Raw genomic sequence first — 16,787 nt, 5'->3', positions numbered from 1 at the left:
TCATGGGTATGCAAGCACGTCTTTCAGACCGACTTGACGATCCCCCCGTCGATCAAGTGATCCGACCCCGTGATACTCCCCGCCACATCCGAAAGCAGGAACGTGATCAGCGCCGCGACCTCGTCCGGCTCGGTGATCCGCCCCGTCACCATCCCCATCCGCGCGGGCACGTGACCGAGGAACTCGGCTTGCTCCACCGCGACAGCGGCGGCCAGCTTTCCGCCGAAACCGTCCGGCGCCTCCCAGATATCGGTCCGCACCGGACCCGGGGAAACGGTCGCCACCCGAACACCTTGTGGGCCAAGCTCTTCGGACAACCCCTTGCCGAACGCGGTGAGCGCGGCCTTGGCGACGTTGTAAGCCAGCGGCGGTCCGGCCGGGCGGCGTGCGCCGATCGATGACACGTTCACGATCGCGCCGCCGCCGTCGGTCAGGAACGGCAGCGCCGCCCTGGTGACTCTAACGGCGGCAAAGAGGTTGAGATCGAACACTTCTCGCCAGTGCGCGTCATCGATACTGGCGAATCCGCCGATGTCCACCGCGTCGCCGCCGCCGACATTGTTGACGAGCAGATCGATGCCGCCGAGTTCGGCCGTCGCACGCTCCACCAGTTCGTCCGCACTCTCGGGCGCGGCGAGGTCGACCGCCACGGCCACCGCACCCGTCGCCTCGAGTTCGGCGGTGGGTTTGCGCGCCGCGCCGACGACGCGCACGCCCTCGCCGGTCAGCCGGCGCACCGTCGCGAGCCCGATGCCGCGACTCGCCCCGGTGACGACCGCGGTCTTGCCGTTGAGCTGGAGATCCATGGTGCCTTCCATTCTTTAACTAGAGGTACAAAACTGGGGTGTGCGAAAGCCGCTCGAAAGCAGAGAATTCAGAGCGAGTCGATCACCGCGTCGATCGTGCGCATCGAACGGTCCGGCCCGTCGGCCGTCTTGGACAGCACCTGCATCCCGATCAACGTGCTGAGCAGCATGCTGGCGATCGCCCGCGAATCCCGGCCGCGGTCGATCTCCCCGGCGCGCTGCCCTTCCTCGATGGCGGCCTGGAACGCCGCCTCCGTGCGGTCGAACATCCGCCGGACCAGCGCGGTGGCCGCCGCGTCCGCGCCGCCGAGCGCCGCCGCGGTGTTCACCGCGAAGCAGCCGCGACGGTCCGGATCGGCGAGATTGGTCTCCGCGACCAGTCGCAAGGCGCCGCGTAGCCGCTCTTTCACCGACCCGGATTGCTCGAGCAGTCCCGTGATGGCCGCGGCCTGATTGTCCCGGTAGTGCCCGAGCGCCCGCTCGAACAGCGCGTGCTTACTGCCGAAAGTGTTGTAGAGGCTGCCTTTTCCGATGCCGAGCGCGTCCACGAGGTCCTGCGGGGTCGTGTCGGCATAGCCCTTGCGCCAGAACACCTCGGTCGCCCGTGCCACCGCGGCCTCCGGATCGAACTGTTTCGGCCTGCCCACGCGATCGAGCGTAGTCGGTTTTGTACCCGTAGGTCAATTTTAATTTCTGGGAATAGGTCGCGCAGGTCGGAGGTTGAGCTTGTCGACGACGTTGAGTGTGTCGGACTCAAGTTTGAGTTGACGCCCGGCGCGGATCGGGTGCAAGATTGAGCCGACCACGCTCAGCGTTGCTGGGACCGTGCTCCGTGAGGTGCTAGGGGCGAGGTCTCGCGGCGGTGCGACGCACACGCCGTAGGGCGGGCCAGACTCGCCCGGCACCGACAAGTAAGTACGTCAATCAGGAGGAACCAACATGGCTCGTGCGGTCGGAATCGACCTCGGGACCACGAACTCGGTAGTCGCCGTTCTCGAAGGCGGCGAGCCGGTCGTCGTCGCCAACTCGGAAGGATCGCGCACCACCCCGTCGATCGTCGCGTTCGCGAAGAACGGCGAGGTGCTGGTCGGTCAGCCTGCGAAGAACCAGGCCGTGACCAACGTCGACCGCACCATCCGCTCCGTCAAGCGCCACATCGGCACGGACTGGTCCGTCGGCATCGATGACAAGAAGTACACCGCGCAGGAGATCAGCGCGCGCGTGCTGATGAAGCTCAAGCGCGACGCGGAGGCCTACCTCGGTGAGGAGATCACCGACGCGGTCATCACCGTGCCCGCCTACTTCGAGGACTCGCAGCGCCAGGCGACCAAGGAAGCCGGTCAGATCGCCGGTCTGAACGTGCTGCGTATCGTCAACGAGCCCACCGCTGCCGCGCTCGCGTACGGCCTGGACAAGGGCGACAAGGAACAGACCATCCTGGTCTTCGACCTCGGTGGCGGCACCTTCGACGTCTCGCTGCTGGAAATCGGCGAGGGCGTCGTCGAGGTCCGCGCCACCTCCGGTGACAACCACCTCGGTGGCGACGACTGGGACGAGCGGGTCGTCGGCTGGCTGGTCGACAAGTTCAAGGGCACCTCGGGCATCGACCTGACCAAGGACAAGATGGCCATGCAGCGTCTGCGCGAGGCTGCCGAGAAGGCCAAGATCGAGCTGTCCTCGTCGCAGTCGACCTCGATCAACCTGCCCTACATCACCGTCGACGCGGACAAGAACCCGCTGTTCCTCGACGAGCAGCTGACCCGCGCCGAGTTCCAGAAGATCACCTCGGACCTGCTGGACCGCACTCGTGCGCCGTTCCAGTCCGTGATCAAGGACGCCGGCATCAACGTCGCCGACATCGACCACGTGGTCCTCGTCGGCGGCTCGACCCGTATGCCCGCCGTCTCCGACCTGGTCCGCGAGCTGACCGGCGGCAAGGAGCCCAACAAGGGCGTGAACCCGGACGAGGTCGTCGCCGTGGGCGCCGCCCTGCAGGCCGGCGTGCTCAAGGGTGAGGTCAAGGACGTCCTGCTGCTCGATGTGACCCCGCTGTCGCTGGGCATCGAGACCAAGGGCGGCGTGATGACCAAGCTCATCGAGCGCAACACCACCATTCCGACCAAGCGCTCGGAGACCTTCACCACGGCCGACGACAACCAGCCGTCGGTGCAGATCCAGGTGTTCCAGGGAGAGCGCGAGATCGCTTCGCACAACAAGCTGCTCGGCTCCTTCGAGCTGACCGGCATCCCGCCGGCCCCGCGCGGCGTGCCGCAGATCGAGGTCACCTTCGACATCGACGCCAACGGCATCGTGCACGTCACCGCGAAGGACAAGGGCACCGGCAAGGAGAACACGATCAAGATCCAGGACGGCTCCGGCCTGTCCAAGGAGGAGATCGACCGGATGGTGAAGGACGCCGAGGCGCACGCGGCCGAGGACAAGGCGCGTCGCGAGGAGGCGGAGACCCGCAACCAGGCCGAGTCGCTGGTGCACCAGACCGAGAAGTTCATCAAGGAGAACGAGGACAAGGTGCCCGCGGACGTGAAGTCCAAGGTCGAGGCGGCCATCGCCGAGGCCAACGAGGCGCTGAAGGGCACCGACATCGCGGCCGTGAAGTCCGCGGTGGAGAAGCTCGCCACCGAGTCGCAGGCGCTCGGCCAGGCCATCTACGAGGCCTCCGCCGCCGAGCAGGCCGCGTCCGGCAACGGCGCGTCCAGCTCCGCGAACGACGACCAGGTCGTCGATGCCGAGGTCGTTGACGAGCCGGTCGACACGGAGAAGAAGTGACCGAGGACAACCAGGGCGATTCGGCACAGGAGCCGATCACCTTCGTCGACAAGCGCAAGGTCGATCCGGCCACCGGTGAGGTCCGGGAACCGGTCGCGGACAACGCGACCGGGCCCGGCCCCGAGGGCGCGAACGGTGCGGAAGGCAATGGCGTCGGGACTGCCGAGGCAGCCGAGACGCTGGCCGACACGATCGGTGTCGAGCTGGCCGAGCGCACCGCCGACCTACAGCGGCTGACCGCGGAATACGCCAACTACCGGCGCCGCGTCGAGCGCGACCGCAAGGCCGCCATCGACGGCGCCAAGGCGGCCGTGGTCACCGAACTGCTCGGCGTGCTCGACGATCTGGATCGCGCGAGGGCCCACGGCGACCTCGAGTCCGGACCGCTGAAGTCGGTGGCGGACAAACTGGTCGACGCGCTGCGCAAGCAAGGCCTCGAGGAGTTCGGCACGGAGGGCGAGCCCTTCGATCCGACCCTGCACGAGGCCGTGCAGCACGAGGGTTCCGGCGCGGATCCGGTGCTCGGTGTCGTAATGCGCAAGGGCTATCGGTTCGGCGATCGGGTGCTTCGGCACGCGCTCGTCGGGGTAACCGATGGCGTGGCCGATTTGGCTGAGAACGAGGCATCGGATGCAGATGCCAATGCTGACGACTAACACTGCTGCGCGAGCGACGGACCCGGAGGCGGTAGCGAAGCGTGGCCACGTAGGGGCCCGGGAGCGCGGCACATCCAACACTGCGAAAGGAGGAGATACTCGGTGAGCCAACGGGAGTGGATCGAAAAGGACTTCTACAAGGAGCTGGGTATCTCCTCCAGCGCTTCGCAGGACGAGATCAAGAAGGCGTACCGCAAGCTCGCCCGCGACCTGCATCCGGACGCCAATCCGGGTGACACCAAGGCCGAGGAGCGCTTCAAGGCCGTCAGCGAGGCGCATGCCGTGCTGTCGGATCCGGCCAAGCGCAAGGAGTACGACGACACGCGAAAACTCTTCGCGGGCGGCGGTTATCCGCGTGGCGGGTTCACACCCGGTGGCGGGGGCGGCTTCTCGCAGGACTTCAATATCGGCGATATCTTCGGCGGCGCCACCACAGGTGACGGCGGGCTCGGTGACCTGCTCGGCGGCCTGTTCAATCGGGGCGGCACCCGCTCCACGAGCAGGCCGCGGCGCGGCGCCGACGTGGAGACCGAGACGACCCTGGGCTTCCGCGAGGCCGCGCAGGGCGTCACCGTTCCGCTGCGGATGACAAGTCCGTCGCCGTGCACCACGTGTCACGGCAGCGGTGCGAAACCGGGGACCAGTCCCCGGGTCTGCCCCAACTGCAACGGCGCCGGTGTGATCAGCCGCAACCAGGGCGCGTTCGGATTCAGCGAGCCGTGCGACGAGTGCCGGGGTTCCGGCTCGATCATCGACGACCCGTGCCCCGACTGCCACGGCAACGGGATCCAGAACCGCACCCGCACCATCACGGTGCGGATTCCGCCGGGCGTCAGCGACGGCCAGCGGATCCGGTTGGCGGGGCAGGGCGAGGCGGGACTGCGCGGTGCGCCCTCGGGCGACCTGTACGTCAGCGTGCACGTCAGCCAGGACAAGGTCTTCGGCCGCAACGGCGACGACCTCACCCTGGTGCTGCCGGTCAGTTACGCTGAGTTGGTGCTCGGCACAACGGTTTCCGTGCCCACGTTGGAAGGGCGCGTCGGCGTGAAGGTGCCGCCGGGCACCGCCGACGGCCGGATCCTGCGGGTGCGTGGCCGCGGCGTTCCCAAGCGCGGCGGCGGCGCGGGTGACCTGCTGGTCACCGTCAAGGTCGCGGTGCCGCAGAAACTGGACAGCGATGCCACCGACGCGCTGGAGCGCTACCGGGAGGCGGAGAAGTCCAGCGGATTCGATCCTCGTGCGGGATGGGCAGGTGCGTGATGTCCACTGATCCGAAGAAGGCGTCCGGTGCGTCGCGAACCGAGTTCTTCATGATCTCGGTGGCGGCCCAGCTGGCGGGCATGCACGCGCAGACCCTGCGCACCTATGACCGCCTGGGACTCGTGACGCCGCAACGTACTTCGGGTGGCGGGCGACGTTATTCGGCGCGGGACGTCGAGCTGCTGCGCGAAGTGCAGCGGCTGTCCCAAGACGAGGGCGTGAACCTGGCGGGCATCAAACGCATCATCGAACTGACCAATCAGGTCGAGGAATTACGCGAGCAACTCGCCGAGACGCGTGCGGAATTGGAGCGGCTGCGGGCGGGCTACCGTCCGGATCTCACTCCGCCGCAACGCAGTACGGCGCTGGTGGTGTGGAAGCCACGTAATCAGCGCTGAGGCGAAGGGTTCTCGGGCCCCGCTGCCGACCTCTCGGGTCGGAGCGGGGCCCTTCGCTATTTCTGGTCATTTGATCAGTAGTTGGACGCGCGGGAAATCCCGAGAGACGCTCCGGTGAAATGCAGTGGAAGTTTGCTGGAGGAGTACTCGAGTTTGCTGGGCCACAGGCCTTTTCGTGGTCGTATTCGTACGGTGTATCGAACCGTCTGGTCCGCTTGTTCTCGATGCCGCGAATGCGCGGAAATTGCTCCGGTGCGGGTCCCGGTAGCGTGCGGGCGGTTGCCCAAAGGTCGCTCGCCCCAGGTCAACTGGACGAGTCTTGCAAACCGGGGCACGCGAATTCGGTGAAGGTGCGACCGAATCCAACGCTCTATTACGGTCTTTCGGTCTGTTATTTGGGAGTTTTGCTCTTTCGATTCTTGTTTCGGTGGAATTACACGCGTGATGTTCGAAGGTGGCATTCCGTTGCTGGCTAACCTCGCCTACACTCCTTGGCATCGGCTGCTGTCGAGTGTCCCGCAGCACCTCACTCGCCGGCGCGCATTATGTTCTAGTGCGAAATGGGGTTGTGAGACAAATGGATTCGCGGACTGTCGCTTTGATCAGAACGACGTTCAAGGCGGTTGCTGCGGAGGAAGGGGGGCCGGAAAGACTGGCCAGGTCGTTCTACGCGACCCTGTTCTCGGACTATCCGCAGGTCCGCGATTTCTTCCCCGCCGCGATGGATTCGCAGCGTGACCGTCTCGTCAAGGCCATCGGCTACGCGCTCGATCGGCTCGAGGAACCGAACAAGCTGTTGCCGTTCCTCGCTCAACTCGGCCGCGATCACCGCAAATACGGTGTGCAGGCCGAACATTACGCCGCGGTGGCCACTTCGCTGAAGACCGCGATGCGGCGCTTCGCGGGTACCGAGATGTGGACCGACGAGGTCGAGAGGGCCTGGGACGAGGGCCTGACGGTCATCAGCGAGACGATGATGGGCGCCGCCGAGAAGGAGATGACGCCCGCGGTCTGGTCCGGCCGGGTGCTGGAGAACCGGCTCGTCCTACGCAATCTCGCCATCGTGCGATTACAGCTCGATCAGCCGATGCAGTACGCCGCGGGTCAATACATGAGCGTGCAGATCCCGTCGCGGCCGCGGATGTGGCGGTACCTCTCGCCCGCCGTGCCCGCGAATGCCAACGGCGAGATCGAGTTCCACGTGCGCGGCGTGCTCGGCGGCTGGGTCAGCCCGGCCATCGTCGGCCAGACGCAGGTCGGGGACCAGTGGCTGATCGGCTCGCCGCTCGGCGGCCTCGGCGTGCCGCGCAACACCAAACGCAAGATGCTCATGGTGGGCTGCGGCACCGGTATCGCGCCGCTGCGCGCCCAGCTCATGCAAATGGCGCTGCGGCGAACCAATCCGAAGGTGCACCTGTTCGTCGGCGGCCATCACCCGTGCGATCTCTACGATTTGGAGACGTTGAGCAAGCTGGCCATGGCCAACCGCTGGCTGACCGTCACGCCGGTCAGCGAGAGCGACGAAAACCCTTGGTGGTATTACGAAGCCGGGGAGGTCGAGCGAATGTGGCCGGGCCTGGAGCCGCGCATGACCGGCCAGATCGGCAAGGTCGTCGCCAGCTACGGGCCGTGGGCCGATCGCGACGTGCAGATCGTCGGCTCGCCCTCGATGGTGCAGACCACCAAGTTCCGCTTGATGGCGGCGGGCACCCAGACCAAGAACATCCGCCACGATCCGCTGTTCTGAGTCGTCGTTCCGGCGAAGGTCGGGATCCAAGCGGGTGACGACTATCCGCGGGTCTGCGACTGGATCCCGGCCTTCGCCGGAACGATGGCCGTCAAAGTCCTTCGTACTGAATGCGTTCGGCCGGCGTGCCGGTCTCCACGAGCCGATCCAGCGTGGCCCGCGTCATCGCGGGGGAACCACACACGAGCACCTGGTGGCGATCGAAGGCGCCGTGCGAGCCGATCACGTCGGCGAGCGTGCCCTCGAGCAGTTCGTCCGCGGGGAAGCCGATGTCCACGCGCGTCTGCTCGTACCACTCGTCTGCCCAGTTCGGGTCCTCCAGGCTCTCCACCACCGGGACGACGGTGAGCCAGTCCAGCTCCTCGGCGAGCAGGTAGAGCATGTCGGCGGCGTACAGGTCGCGCGGTGAGCTGCCGCCGACGAACAGGTAGGTGCGCGGCGGCTCGGGCACCCGCGCCAGTTCCAGGATCTGCGAACGCATCGGCGCGAGGCCGGTGCCGCCCGCGATCATCACCACCTCGTCACCCTCCGGGTCGACGGTGAAGGTGCCCTGCGGCGCGGCGATCCGCCATTCGTCGCCCGGTTGGGTGTCGGCGACCAGCGAGCCGCTGAGCCAGCCGCCCGGCACGGTGCGCACGTGGAACTCCAGCTTGCCGTCCAACGAGGGCGGTAGCGCGGGGGAGAGCCTGCGGCGCACGCCGGGCTGTTGCGGCGCCCGGACCTCGACGGATTGGCCCGCGACGAACGGCACGAACTCGCCGATCAGGCGGATCACCGCCACGTCGTGGCGTAAGCGGTGGTGGCCGACGACGGTCGAGGTCCACTCCGCTTGCGCGACTCCGTTGCCGAGCGTGCCCGGCTCCGTCATAGGAACTCCTCTGTAGTTGTGCGGCGCGGGCCGCGTTGGATCAGACGGGATCGCAGCTGATGACGTGTTCCGGCGTGCCGACCGCGATGAGCGCCCTGCGGGTCTCGGCGATCATCCGCGCCGAGCCCGCGATCTGGATCTGGCGGTCGGCCCAGGCGCCGAAGCTGGCTACCACCGCGCCCAGATTGCCGACCAGCCTGCGGTGCATGCCGTAGGGCGCGTCGGCGGCGGGGTGCGGGTACCACCACGGGTTGGTCTTCTGCTCGCACACCGGGACGATGGTGAGCCACGGATTGCTCTGCGAGAGCTGCCACATGTTCTCCACGTCGTAGAGATCGCACGGGTAGCGGCCGCCGATGAAGAAGTGCACGCGCGGGTTGATGCCGCGCTGGCTCATCTCGATGAGCTGGGCGCGCAGCGGGGCGATGCCGGTGCCCGCGCCGATGAGCAGCACGTCGCGCCCGGCGTCGCGGTCGACGTGCAGGCCGCCGAGCGGGCCGCCGATCAGCCAGCGATCGCCCACCTGCGTCTCGTTGACGATGGCCGGGCTCACCCAGCCGCCGCGGATCTTGCGCACGTGGAATTCGATCTCGCCGTAGGGATTCGACGGGATCGCCGGTGAGAAGTAGCGCCACATCTTGGGTCGCTGCGGCACGGCGACGGGCACGTACTGTCCGGCTTGGTAGGGCACGGGTGAGTCGGATTGCAAACGCACGATGGCCAGGTCTTCGAGCACCCTGCGGTGGCCGACCACCGTCGCCTCCCAGTACGGCTGGGATTTGTCGGAGTTGGCGCCGATGGCCATCGACGCCGAGATCAAGATGGTGATGTCGCGCCAGCCCTCTTCGAGCTGACGGTTCCACATCGCGCCGTTGTACACCCGGAACGCGGCGAGCAACGCACGGCCCGCTTGGTCGTAGTGTGCGGCCTCGACGCCGTATTTCCGATGGTCGCGCGCCAGCTGCTCGAGAAACTTCTGCGCGCGGTCCCAATCCTCTAGGTGGTCGAGCACGAACTGGATGGCCGTGGCCAGCCGCTTCGGTTGCATGTCCATCGCGGGCGGGAACAGCTCGCGCAAACGCGGGTTCTCGGCGAACAGATGACCATAGAACGCACTGATCAACCGCTCGGGTCCGCCCGGTGACTCGCTCACCGAACGGAAGTTGGCGCGGACCAGCGCTGCAGAACGCGCATCCACGACGAGATTCCCTTCCTTCCCGCTTGTAGCTGCGCATCCGATATTCGACTGCTGCGCAGGGACGTGCCCGTAACCGGGAGTCCTTCGGGGTACAAGTATCCCCGAAAAGTCCGTGGTCGTGTGGGTATGCGCAGCATGCTCTCGACCGCTCCGAGTTATCCCTCGGCTAAGTCGGCAGCTCGGGATGTATGCCCGGCCGGCTCTCGCGGCGCTCACGCGCCCGCTGCTGCCTCGCTGCGCTCGGCCCCATGGTTGGGCCAACGACCAGAGTACCGGGGGTCGGGGAACCTTGTATGGTGCGGTTCGCTGGAGGGGTACGCTCACGCCCCGGCAACCGCAGCGCGAACGGCGGGGGCGACCTGCTCCGCGTAGCGCCGGATCTGTTCCGCCGGGTCGCCCTCGGTCGGCCAGAAGACGAAGCCGTCGACGCGCTGCTCGGCGTGCAGCGCGGTCAGATCGTCCACCCACCGGCTCACCGGTCCCTCGAGAAAGCCGTGATCGACGCCGTTGTCGGTGATGGTGCCCGAGACGTTGTAGATCCGGCGGATCGCGTATGGGTCCCGGCCCGCGCCCGCCGCCGCGTCGTCGATCCGCTTGCCCGCCTCGGTGAGGAACTCCGGCGGCGCCCACGCGGCCGAGGGCAGCCAGCCGTCGGCGAGCGTACCGACCAGCGTCAGCATGCGCGGTCCCATCGCGCCGAGCCAGATGCCGGGATCGTGCCGCGGACGCGGGCCGGGATGCGCGCCCGCGAGCCGATGGAACGCGCCGGGTACCCGGACCGCGCGCTCGTCGCTCCACATCGCCCGGATGACGTGGATCGCCTCGGCCAGCGCCCGCACCGCCTCGCCCTTGCTCAGCCGCTCGCCGCCCATGGCCGCGATGGCGTCCCAGAACGCGCCGGCTCCGAGCCCGAGCTGGATCCGCCCGCCGGTCATGATGTCCAGTGAGGCAACGGATTTGGCGAGCACTGCGGGGTTGCGCAGCGGCAGGTTCGCGACATCGGGGAAGAAGGTGATCCGTTCGGTGCGCACGGCGAGCGCGGTGATCAGGGTCCAGGTGTCCAGAAAACGGCGCTGGTAGGGGTGGTCTTGGATGCCGATGAGGTCGAGCTCGGCGGATTCGGCGTAGGCCGCCAGCTCGGTGAGCTGGCGGTAGTCGTCGGCGCCGGGGATCAGGAAGAGCCCGAATTCGACAGGGCGAGCGCTCATCTCGCGGCTCAGATAGCCAGCACGGTCTTGCCGCGCGCGCCCGCGGCGCCGAGCACGGCGGGCGCTTCCTCCAGCGGGACGGTCGCGTCGATGGGCACCACCACGTCGCCCGCCGCGACGCGCGCCAGCAGACGGTTCAGTTCCGGCGCCCGCCCCTTGGACTCGAAGTTCCCGCCGCGCAGGCCGCGATCACGCAGCGCGGCCTCGTCGGCCGAGAAGACGGTGGTGTAGACCGCGCCGCCCGCGCGCACGAGTTCGGTCAGCGGGGCGAGCGCCTCGGGCGGGCTGACCAGATCGAACAGCACGTCGATGCCGTCGGAGTCGGTGAAACGCACCGAATCGGCGACGGACGCGCGGGTGTAGTCCACCGTCTCCGCCGCGCCCAGCCTGGCCATCTGGTCGGCCGCGTCGCCGCGCGCCGTCGCGATGACGTGCGCTCCCGCGATATTGGCCAGCTGCACGAGAAACGACCCGACGCCGCCGGTGGCGCCGACGATCAACACCTTCTGGCCGGGCCGGATCTGGGCCGCGTCGACCAGGTCCTGTGCCGTGACGCCCGCGGTCGGCAGCGCCGCGGCGGCCATCGTGGTGACCGATTCCGGGATGGGCACCAACGTCGCGTCCTCGGGGAGCACCGAGTATTCGGCGAAGCTGCCGTGCCCGGCGGGCGGGACGAGGAACTTGCCGACCACCCGATCGCCGATCGCGAATTTCGTGACCTCGGGGCCGACCGCGGCGATGCTGCCCGCGCCGTCCACGCCGAGGATCGCCGGAAAGTCGTGCGGCATCCGGCCTTCCAGGATGCCCTTGGCCATCTTCAGGTCGAAGGGGTTGACGCCCGCGGCGTCGAGTTGCACCTTGACCGCTTGCGCGCCCGGCTCGGGTACCGGCATCTCGGCCAGCTCGACGGGTTCTCCGAACTTCCGTACCACGATCGCGCGCATCGGTTCCGCTCCTCGGTTCGGCTGAAGGGTGATGCATCAACTAACCGCTTTTGGTGCTCGTATGCATCCCTACACCACGGACGCCGTGATTCATCGCATTCGACGATGGCGCGGCGTAGCGTTGAGCCGCGCCATCGGCCGGGTGGCGGGCCGGAAAAATTTCAAACTTGAGCGGAACAGACTCAACCTCTCGTGCGTTGGACCGATTGAACAGCACGAGCCCCGCGCGTGTGATCGCACGTGGGGAGGGCACTCGATGCTGCGGAATCGACTCGAGGAAGGTGACTTGTGGACTCGTTCAATCCCACCACCAAGACCCAGGCGGCGCTGACCGCGGCGCTCCAGGCAGCGTCGGCCGCGGGCAACCCGGAGATTCGTCCGGCCCACTTGCTGGTGGCGTTGCTCGATCAGACCGATGGCATCGCCGCCCCACTGCTGAAGGCCGTCGGCGTCGACCCCGCGACGGTTCGGCGCGAGGCACAGGACATCGTCGACCGGCTGCCGAGGGCGACCGGCGCTACCACGACGCCGAACCTCGGGCGCGAGGCGCTCGGCGCCATCACCGCCGCCCAGCGGCTGGCCACCGAACTCGGTGACGAGTACGTCTCCACCGAGCACGTCGTCGTCGGCCTCGCCCAGGGCGATTCGGACGTCACCATGCTGCTCACCAAGCACGGCGCGACGGCCGACGCGCTGCGCGAGGCGTTCACCACCGTGCGCGGCAGCGCCCGGGTCACCAATCCCGACCCCGAGGGCAGCTACCAGGCGCTGGAGAAGTACTCCACCGACCTCACCGCGGCCGCGCGCTCCGGCAAGCTCGACCCGGTCATCGGGCGCGACACCGAGATCCGGCGCGTCGTGCAGGTGCTGAGCCGCCGCACCAAGAACAACCCGGTGCTGATCGGTGAGCCCGGCGTCGGCAAGACCGCCATCGTCGAAGGGCTCGCCCAGCGCATCGTGGCGGGTGACGTCCCGGAGTCGCTGCGCGGAAAGTCCGTCGTGTCACTGGATCTCGGCGCGATGGTGGCGGGCGCGAAGTACCGCGGCGAATTCGAGGAGCGGCTCAAGGCCGTGCTCGAGGAGATCAAGAACAGCGCGGGACAGATCATCACCTTCATCGACGAGCTGCACACCATCGTCGGCGCGGGCGCGACCGGCGAATCGGCCATGGACGCGGGCAACATGATCAAGCCGATGCTGGCCCGCGGCGAACTGCGGCTGGTCGGCGCGACCACGCTGGAGGAGTACCGCAAGCACATCGAGAAGGACGCCGCGCTGGAGCGCCGCTTCCAGCAGGTGCTGGTCGGCGAACCTTCGGTGGAGGACACCGTCGGCATCCTGCGCGGTATCAAGGAGCGCTACGAGGTGCACCACGGCGTGCGCATCACCGACTCCGCGCTGGTGGCCGCGGCCACTCTCTCCGACCGCTACATCACCTCGCGGTTCCTGCCGGACAAGGCGATCGACCTGGTCGACGAGTCGGCCTCCCGGCTGCGCATGGAGATCGACTCGCGCCCGGTGGAGATCGATGAGGTCGAGCGCGCGGTGCGCCGCCTGGAGATCGAAGAGGTGGCGCTGACCAAGGAGACCGACGAGGCCTCCAAGCAGCGCCTGGAGAAGCTGCGCCAGGAACTGGCCGACGACCGGGAGAAGCTCAACCAGCTGACCACCCGGTGGCAGAACGAGAAGAACGCCATCGATCAGGTCCGTTCGCTCAAGGAACAGCTGGAGAGCCTGCGCGGCGAATCGGAGCGCGCCGAGCGCGACGGCGATCTCGGCAAGGCGGCCGAGCTGCGCTACGGCCGGATCCCGACGCTGGAGAAGGAGCTGGCGAAGGCCGAGAAGGTCAACGGCGCCGCGCCCGACGGCGAGGTGATGCTCAAGGAGGAGGTCGGCCCCGACGACATCGCCGAGGTGGTGTCCGCGTGGACCGGCATCCCGGTGGGCAGGCTGATGGAGGGCGAGACCCAGAAACTGCTCCGCATGGAGGAAGAGCTCGGGCGTCGCGTCGTCGGCCAGAAGGAGGCCGTGCAGGCGGTCTCCGACGCGGTGCGCAGGGCGCGCGCCGGCGTCGCCGACCCGAACCGGCCGACCGGCTCGTTCATGTTCGTCGGCCCCACCGGCGTCGGCAAGACCGAGCTGGCAAAGGCGTTGGCGGACTTCCTCTTCGACGACGAACGCGCCATGGTGCGGATCGACATGAGCGAGTACAGCGAGAAGCACTCGGTGGCCCGTCTGGTCGGCGCTCCGCCCGGATACGTCGGCTACGACCAGGGCGGCCAGCTCACCGAGGCGGTGCGGCGCAGGCCCTACACCGTGGTGCTGTTCGACGAGATCGAGAAGGCGCATCCGGATGTGTTCGACATCCTGCTCGCCGTGCTCGACGAGGGACGGCTCACCGACGGCCAGGGCCGCACGGTCGACTTCCGCAACACCATCCTCATCCTCACCTCGAACCTGGGTGCGGGCGGTGACAAGGACTTCGTCATGAACGCGGTGCGCTCGGCGTTCAAGCCCGAGTTCCTCAACCGGCTCGACGACGTGGTCATGTTCCACTCGCTCGACGAGGAGCAGCTGGAGCAGATCGTCGACATCCAGCTCGACCAGCTGCAGAAGCGGCTGTCGCAGCGCAGGCTGAAGCTGGACGTCAGCGATTCGGCCAGGTTCTGGCTCGCGGTCCGCGGCTACGACCCGGTCTACGGCGCCCGCCCACTGCGCAGGCTGATCCAGCAGTCCATCGGCGACACCCTCGCCAAGGAACTGCTCGCAGGGGAGGTCACCGACGGCGACACCGTGAAGGTCGGCGTCAGCGGCAACGGCGACGGTCTGATCGTCGGCAGGTGAGTGCGACCGGACGCCCCGGCCCTGTGCGGCCGGGGCGTCCGCGTGTTCGGGGTGGCTCGCCGAATCGGCTCGGTCACCTGGACGCGACGGTCGGCGGGCATACTCTGGATGGCATGACGAACCCGAAGGATCCCTGGGGGCAGCGGCCGGAGGATGCGCCGACCGAGCACCTCGGTTCGCCGGGTGCGTCCGGCTACGACCCGTCCGGGGACACCACGAGGTATCCGTCGACCGAGCAGTTCGAGTGGGGTCCGCCGCCCGCGAACGCCACCAAGCAGCTCCCGCCGATGGAGCACCAGTGGGGCGCTTACGAAAACCCCTACGGCACGCAGTGGCAGGGCGCGCCGGACCAGCCCATGGGCGTCCCGCCCGCCGGTGTGCCGCCGGGCGGTCCACCGATGGATCAGCCGCCGCCCAAACGCAATACAGGTCTGTGGATCGCGCTCGCACTCGGAGTCGTCGCGCTCGTCGCGGTGGCCGGCGTGGTCGCCGGGCTGGTGCTCGGCGGCCGTGACTCGTCGACCACGACGGCGGGCGGCACGACGACCGCCCAGTTCCCGACCGGTCGCGCGTTCCCGACGGAGAACCCGTCTCCGCGCGACCCGTCACCGAGCGGTCTTCCGGGTCTGCCCGGAATCGACGAATTGGGCGCGACCATGGGCACCATCAGCGCCAACAACGGCGGCCAGCTCACCATCGACACCGTCTCCGGCAACACGGTGAAAGTCTCGACCGACGAACTCACCCAGGTGATCTCGCTCTCCGGCGCCAAGCCCGCCGACCTGCCCGTCGGCGACATGGTCGTGGTGCAGGGCGACAAGGGGCAGGACGGGTCGATTCGCGCCAGGATCATCATCAGCACCGCGCTGCCCGGCGGCGGAAGATGAGCGCGGCCTGCCGCGGTGTCGAGGCAAGAGCTCGAGACCGGCGGCCCGTCGCGGCACCAAAGGCGGCCCTCCACCGTCCGGGCCTATTAGGGTAGACCGCGATGACGGCTATGTGGTTCGGGTTGGCGGCGATCGCGCTGGTTGGTGCGATCGTGCTGCTGTATTTCGATCGGGTCCAGCGACAGCGGACCGGTCACACGCGCCAGGTCTGGGCCAAGGCCCAGGGGTACACCTACGTGTCGGTGGAACCGGCACTCCCGTCGACGTGGCGGCGCGGCGCGCTGGCCAAACTCGGCTATCTGTCGGCGGTCGACGTGGTCTCCGGTATCCGCAAGGGCGAGAAGTTCGTTCTGTTCGACCTGGAGGACGCCGCGACGCTGGTCGCGGTGCGCCGCCAGATCGGTTCGGACATCGATGTCGACATGCGGCTCAAGACGGCGTCCCCGCCGAAGGACGCGGATCTGGAGCTGCTCGGCGCCATCGGCGACCGGGTCGTCTTCGCGACGAATCCGGAGATCGCCAGGCACGCGGTGGATCAGCGGATGGTCGCGTTCATCGAGACGCTGCCCGACACCGTGCAGATGCTCTGGAGTGAGGGCAACTGGACCCTCGGCATGCTGAATGTCGGTACGGCGGCGAAGGATTGGGAGTCCGCCATCGACGCGGTGCTGCGCCTGTCCGGTCTGCTGCACGTGCTGCCTCCGGTGAGCGACCCGCGCGGCGCGAACAAGGCCGAGCACGACCCGGGCCGTCCGCAGCCGCGCACCCGCGACCGCGCCGAGGAGGCGCGTTCGGAGCCGGTGCGCGGCGCCTCCCGCGTGCTGCCGCCCGGCGCGAGTGACGACGACCGCGACTTCGACTACGACGACCGCGACGACGACCCCCGCTACGACGAGGACAACGAACCGGACGAGCGGGAGGCCGCGGGCGAGCAGTCGCGCCGCCCCTCGCTGGCCGTCGTCCCCGACGCCAGGGCCAGGACGCGCGAGGACCGCTGGTCCGACGACGAGGCCGAAGACGACTGGCGTCCGGAATCGCGCCGCGGCGACGCCGACGACTGGGAGGAGGAGCCGCCCGCCTCCCGCGCCGACGCGCAAGACCGCCCCGGCGGTCCGTTCCACCCCGGATTCCGTCCGTATCAGGGCCCCGTGCCGCAGTGACCAGCTCGATTGGATCGACACCGC

The 16,787-nt window shown here is 68.2% G+C and carries 14 protein-coding genes; 8 read left to right on the top strand and 6 right to left on the bottom strand.

The genetic code is table 11. The annotated features are described in order from the left end of the window. Positions 1-23: 23 nt before the first annotated feature. Positions 24-818 (bottom strand): oxidoreductase, encoded by a 795-nt coding sequence (locus T333_RS01335; RefSeq protein ID WP_354998588.1) that lies wholly within the window; start codon positions 816-818, stop codon positions 24-26. 56 nt (positions 819-874) lie between these two features. Next, positions 875-1,453, bottom strand: a complete 579-nt coding sequence (locus T333_RS01330; protein WP_354998589.1) for a TetR/AcrR family transcriptional regulator — start codon at positions 1,451-1,453, stop codon at positions 875-877. Positions 1,454-1,745: 292 nt separating this feature from the next. Here T333_RS01330 and dnaK point away from each other — a divergent pair, with 292 nt between their 5' ends. From dnaK to T333_RS01305, 5 genes are all read left to right on the top strand, one after another. Then, positions 1,746-3,593 carry a molecular chaperone DnaK gene (gene dnaK, locus T333_RS01325; protein WP_354998590.1) on the top strand — a complete coding sequence of 616 codons (1,848 nt, stop codon included), beginning with the start codon at positions 1,746-1,748 and terminating at the stop codon, positions 3,591-3,593. Beyond that, complete coding sequence (grpE, locus tag T333_RS01320) at positions 3,590-4,249, top strand: nucleotide exchange factor GrpE (protein WP_354998591.1); 660 nt, start codon at positions 3,590-3,592, stop codon at positions 4,247-4,249. Before dnaK ends, grpE begins: the two co-directional genes overlap by 4 nt. Positions 4,250-4,351: 102 nt before the next feature. Then, on the top strand, positions 4,352-5,509 hold the full coding sequence (gene dnaJ / locus T333_RS01315; RefSeq protein WP_354998592.1) for a molecular chaperone DnaJ: 1,158 nt from the start codon (positions 4,352-4,354) through the stop codon (positions 5,507-5,509). Then, positions 5,509-5,907 carry a heat shock protein transcriptional repressor HspR gene (locus tag T333_RS01310; protein ID WP_354998593.1) on the top strand — a complete coding sequence of 133 codons (399 nt, stop codon included), beginning with the start codon at positions 5,509-5,511 and terminating at the stop codon, positions 5,905-5,907. Before dnaJ ends, T333_RS01310 begins: the two co-directional genes overlap by 1 nt. A 577-nt stretch (positions 5,908-6,484) precedes the next feature. Beyond that, entirely contained in the window at positions 6,485-7,654 is a 1,170-nt protein-coding gene (locus T333_RS01305; protein WP_354998594.1) for a globin domain-containing protein, read from the top strand. 91 nt (positions 7,655-7,745) lie between these two features. On the opposite strand, the gene T333_RS01300 is transcribed toward T333_RS01305, so the two are convergent. The 4 genes from T333_RS01300 to T333_RS01285 form a co-directional block, all read right to left on the bottom strand. Next, complete coding sequence (locus T333_RS01300) at positions 7,746-8,522, bottom strand: FAD-binding oxidoreductase (protein ID WP_354998595.1); 777 nt, start codon at positions 8,520-8,522, stop codon at positions 7,746-7,748. A 40-nt stretch (positions 8,523-8,562) separates the two neighbouring features. Continuing rightward, positions 8,563-9,720, bottom strand: coding sequence for an FAD-binding oxidoreductase (locus T333_RS01295; protein WP_354998596.1), 1,158 nt, complete (start codon positions 9,718-9,720; stop codon positions 8,563-8,565). 320 nt (positions 9,721-10,040) lie between these two features. Continuing rightward, the gene (locus tag T333_RS01290) at positions 10,041-10,928 is read right to left on the bottom strand and encodes an LLM class flavin-dependent oxidoreductase (protein WP_496423464.1); all 888 of its coding nucleotides are present in this window, start codon (positions 10,926-10,928) and stop codon (positions 10,041-10,043) included. Positions 10,929-10,936: 8 nt separating this feature from the next. Further along, positions 10,937-11,872, bottom strand: a complete 936-nt coding sequence (locus T333_RS01285; RefSeq protein WP_354998598.1) for an NADP-dependent oxidoreductase — start codon at positions 11,870-11,872, stop codon at positions 10,937-10,939. Between the two features lie 288 nt (positions 11,873-12,160). On the opposite strand from T333_RS01285, the gene clpB reads away from it, so the two are divergent. The 3 genes from clpB to T333_RS01270 all read left to right on the top strand — a co-directional run bounded on the left by clpB (position 12,161) and on the right by T333_RS01270 (position 16,763). After that, positions 12,161-14,716, top strand: a complete 2,556-nt coding sequence (gene clpB / locus T333_RS01280; RefSeq protein ID WP_354998599.1) for an ATP-dependent chaperone ClpB — start codon at positions 12,161-12,163, stop codon at positions 14,714-14,716. A gap of 113 nt (positions 14,717-14,829) precedes the next feature. After that, positions 14,830-15,603, top strand: coding sequence for a DUF5666 domain-containing protein (locus T333_RS01275; protein WP_357253079.1), 774 nt, complete (start codon positions 14,830-14,832; stop codon positions 15,601-15,603). Positions 15,604-15,704: 101 nt separating this feature from the next. After that, positions 15,705-16,763 carry a TtfA family protein gene (locus tag T333_RS01270; RefSeq protein ID WP_496423463.1) on the top strand — a complete coding sequence of 353 codons (1,059 nt, stop codon included), beginning with the start codon at positions 15,705-15,707 and terminating at the stop codon, positions 16,761-16,763. The last annotated feature ends 24 nt before the right edge of the window (positions 16,764-16,787 follow it).

The sequence above is a fragment of the Nocardia sp. CNS-044 genome, from assembly GCF_059570515.1.
Note: the sequence above shows the minus strand (reverse complement) of the source record. Positions and strands in the feature narration are given on the sequence as shown.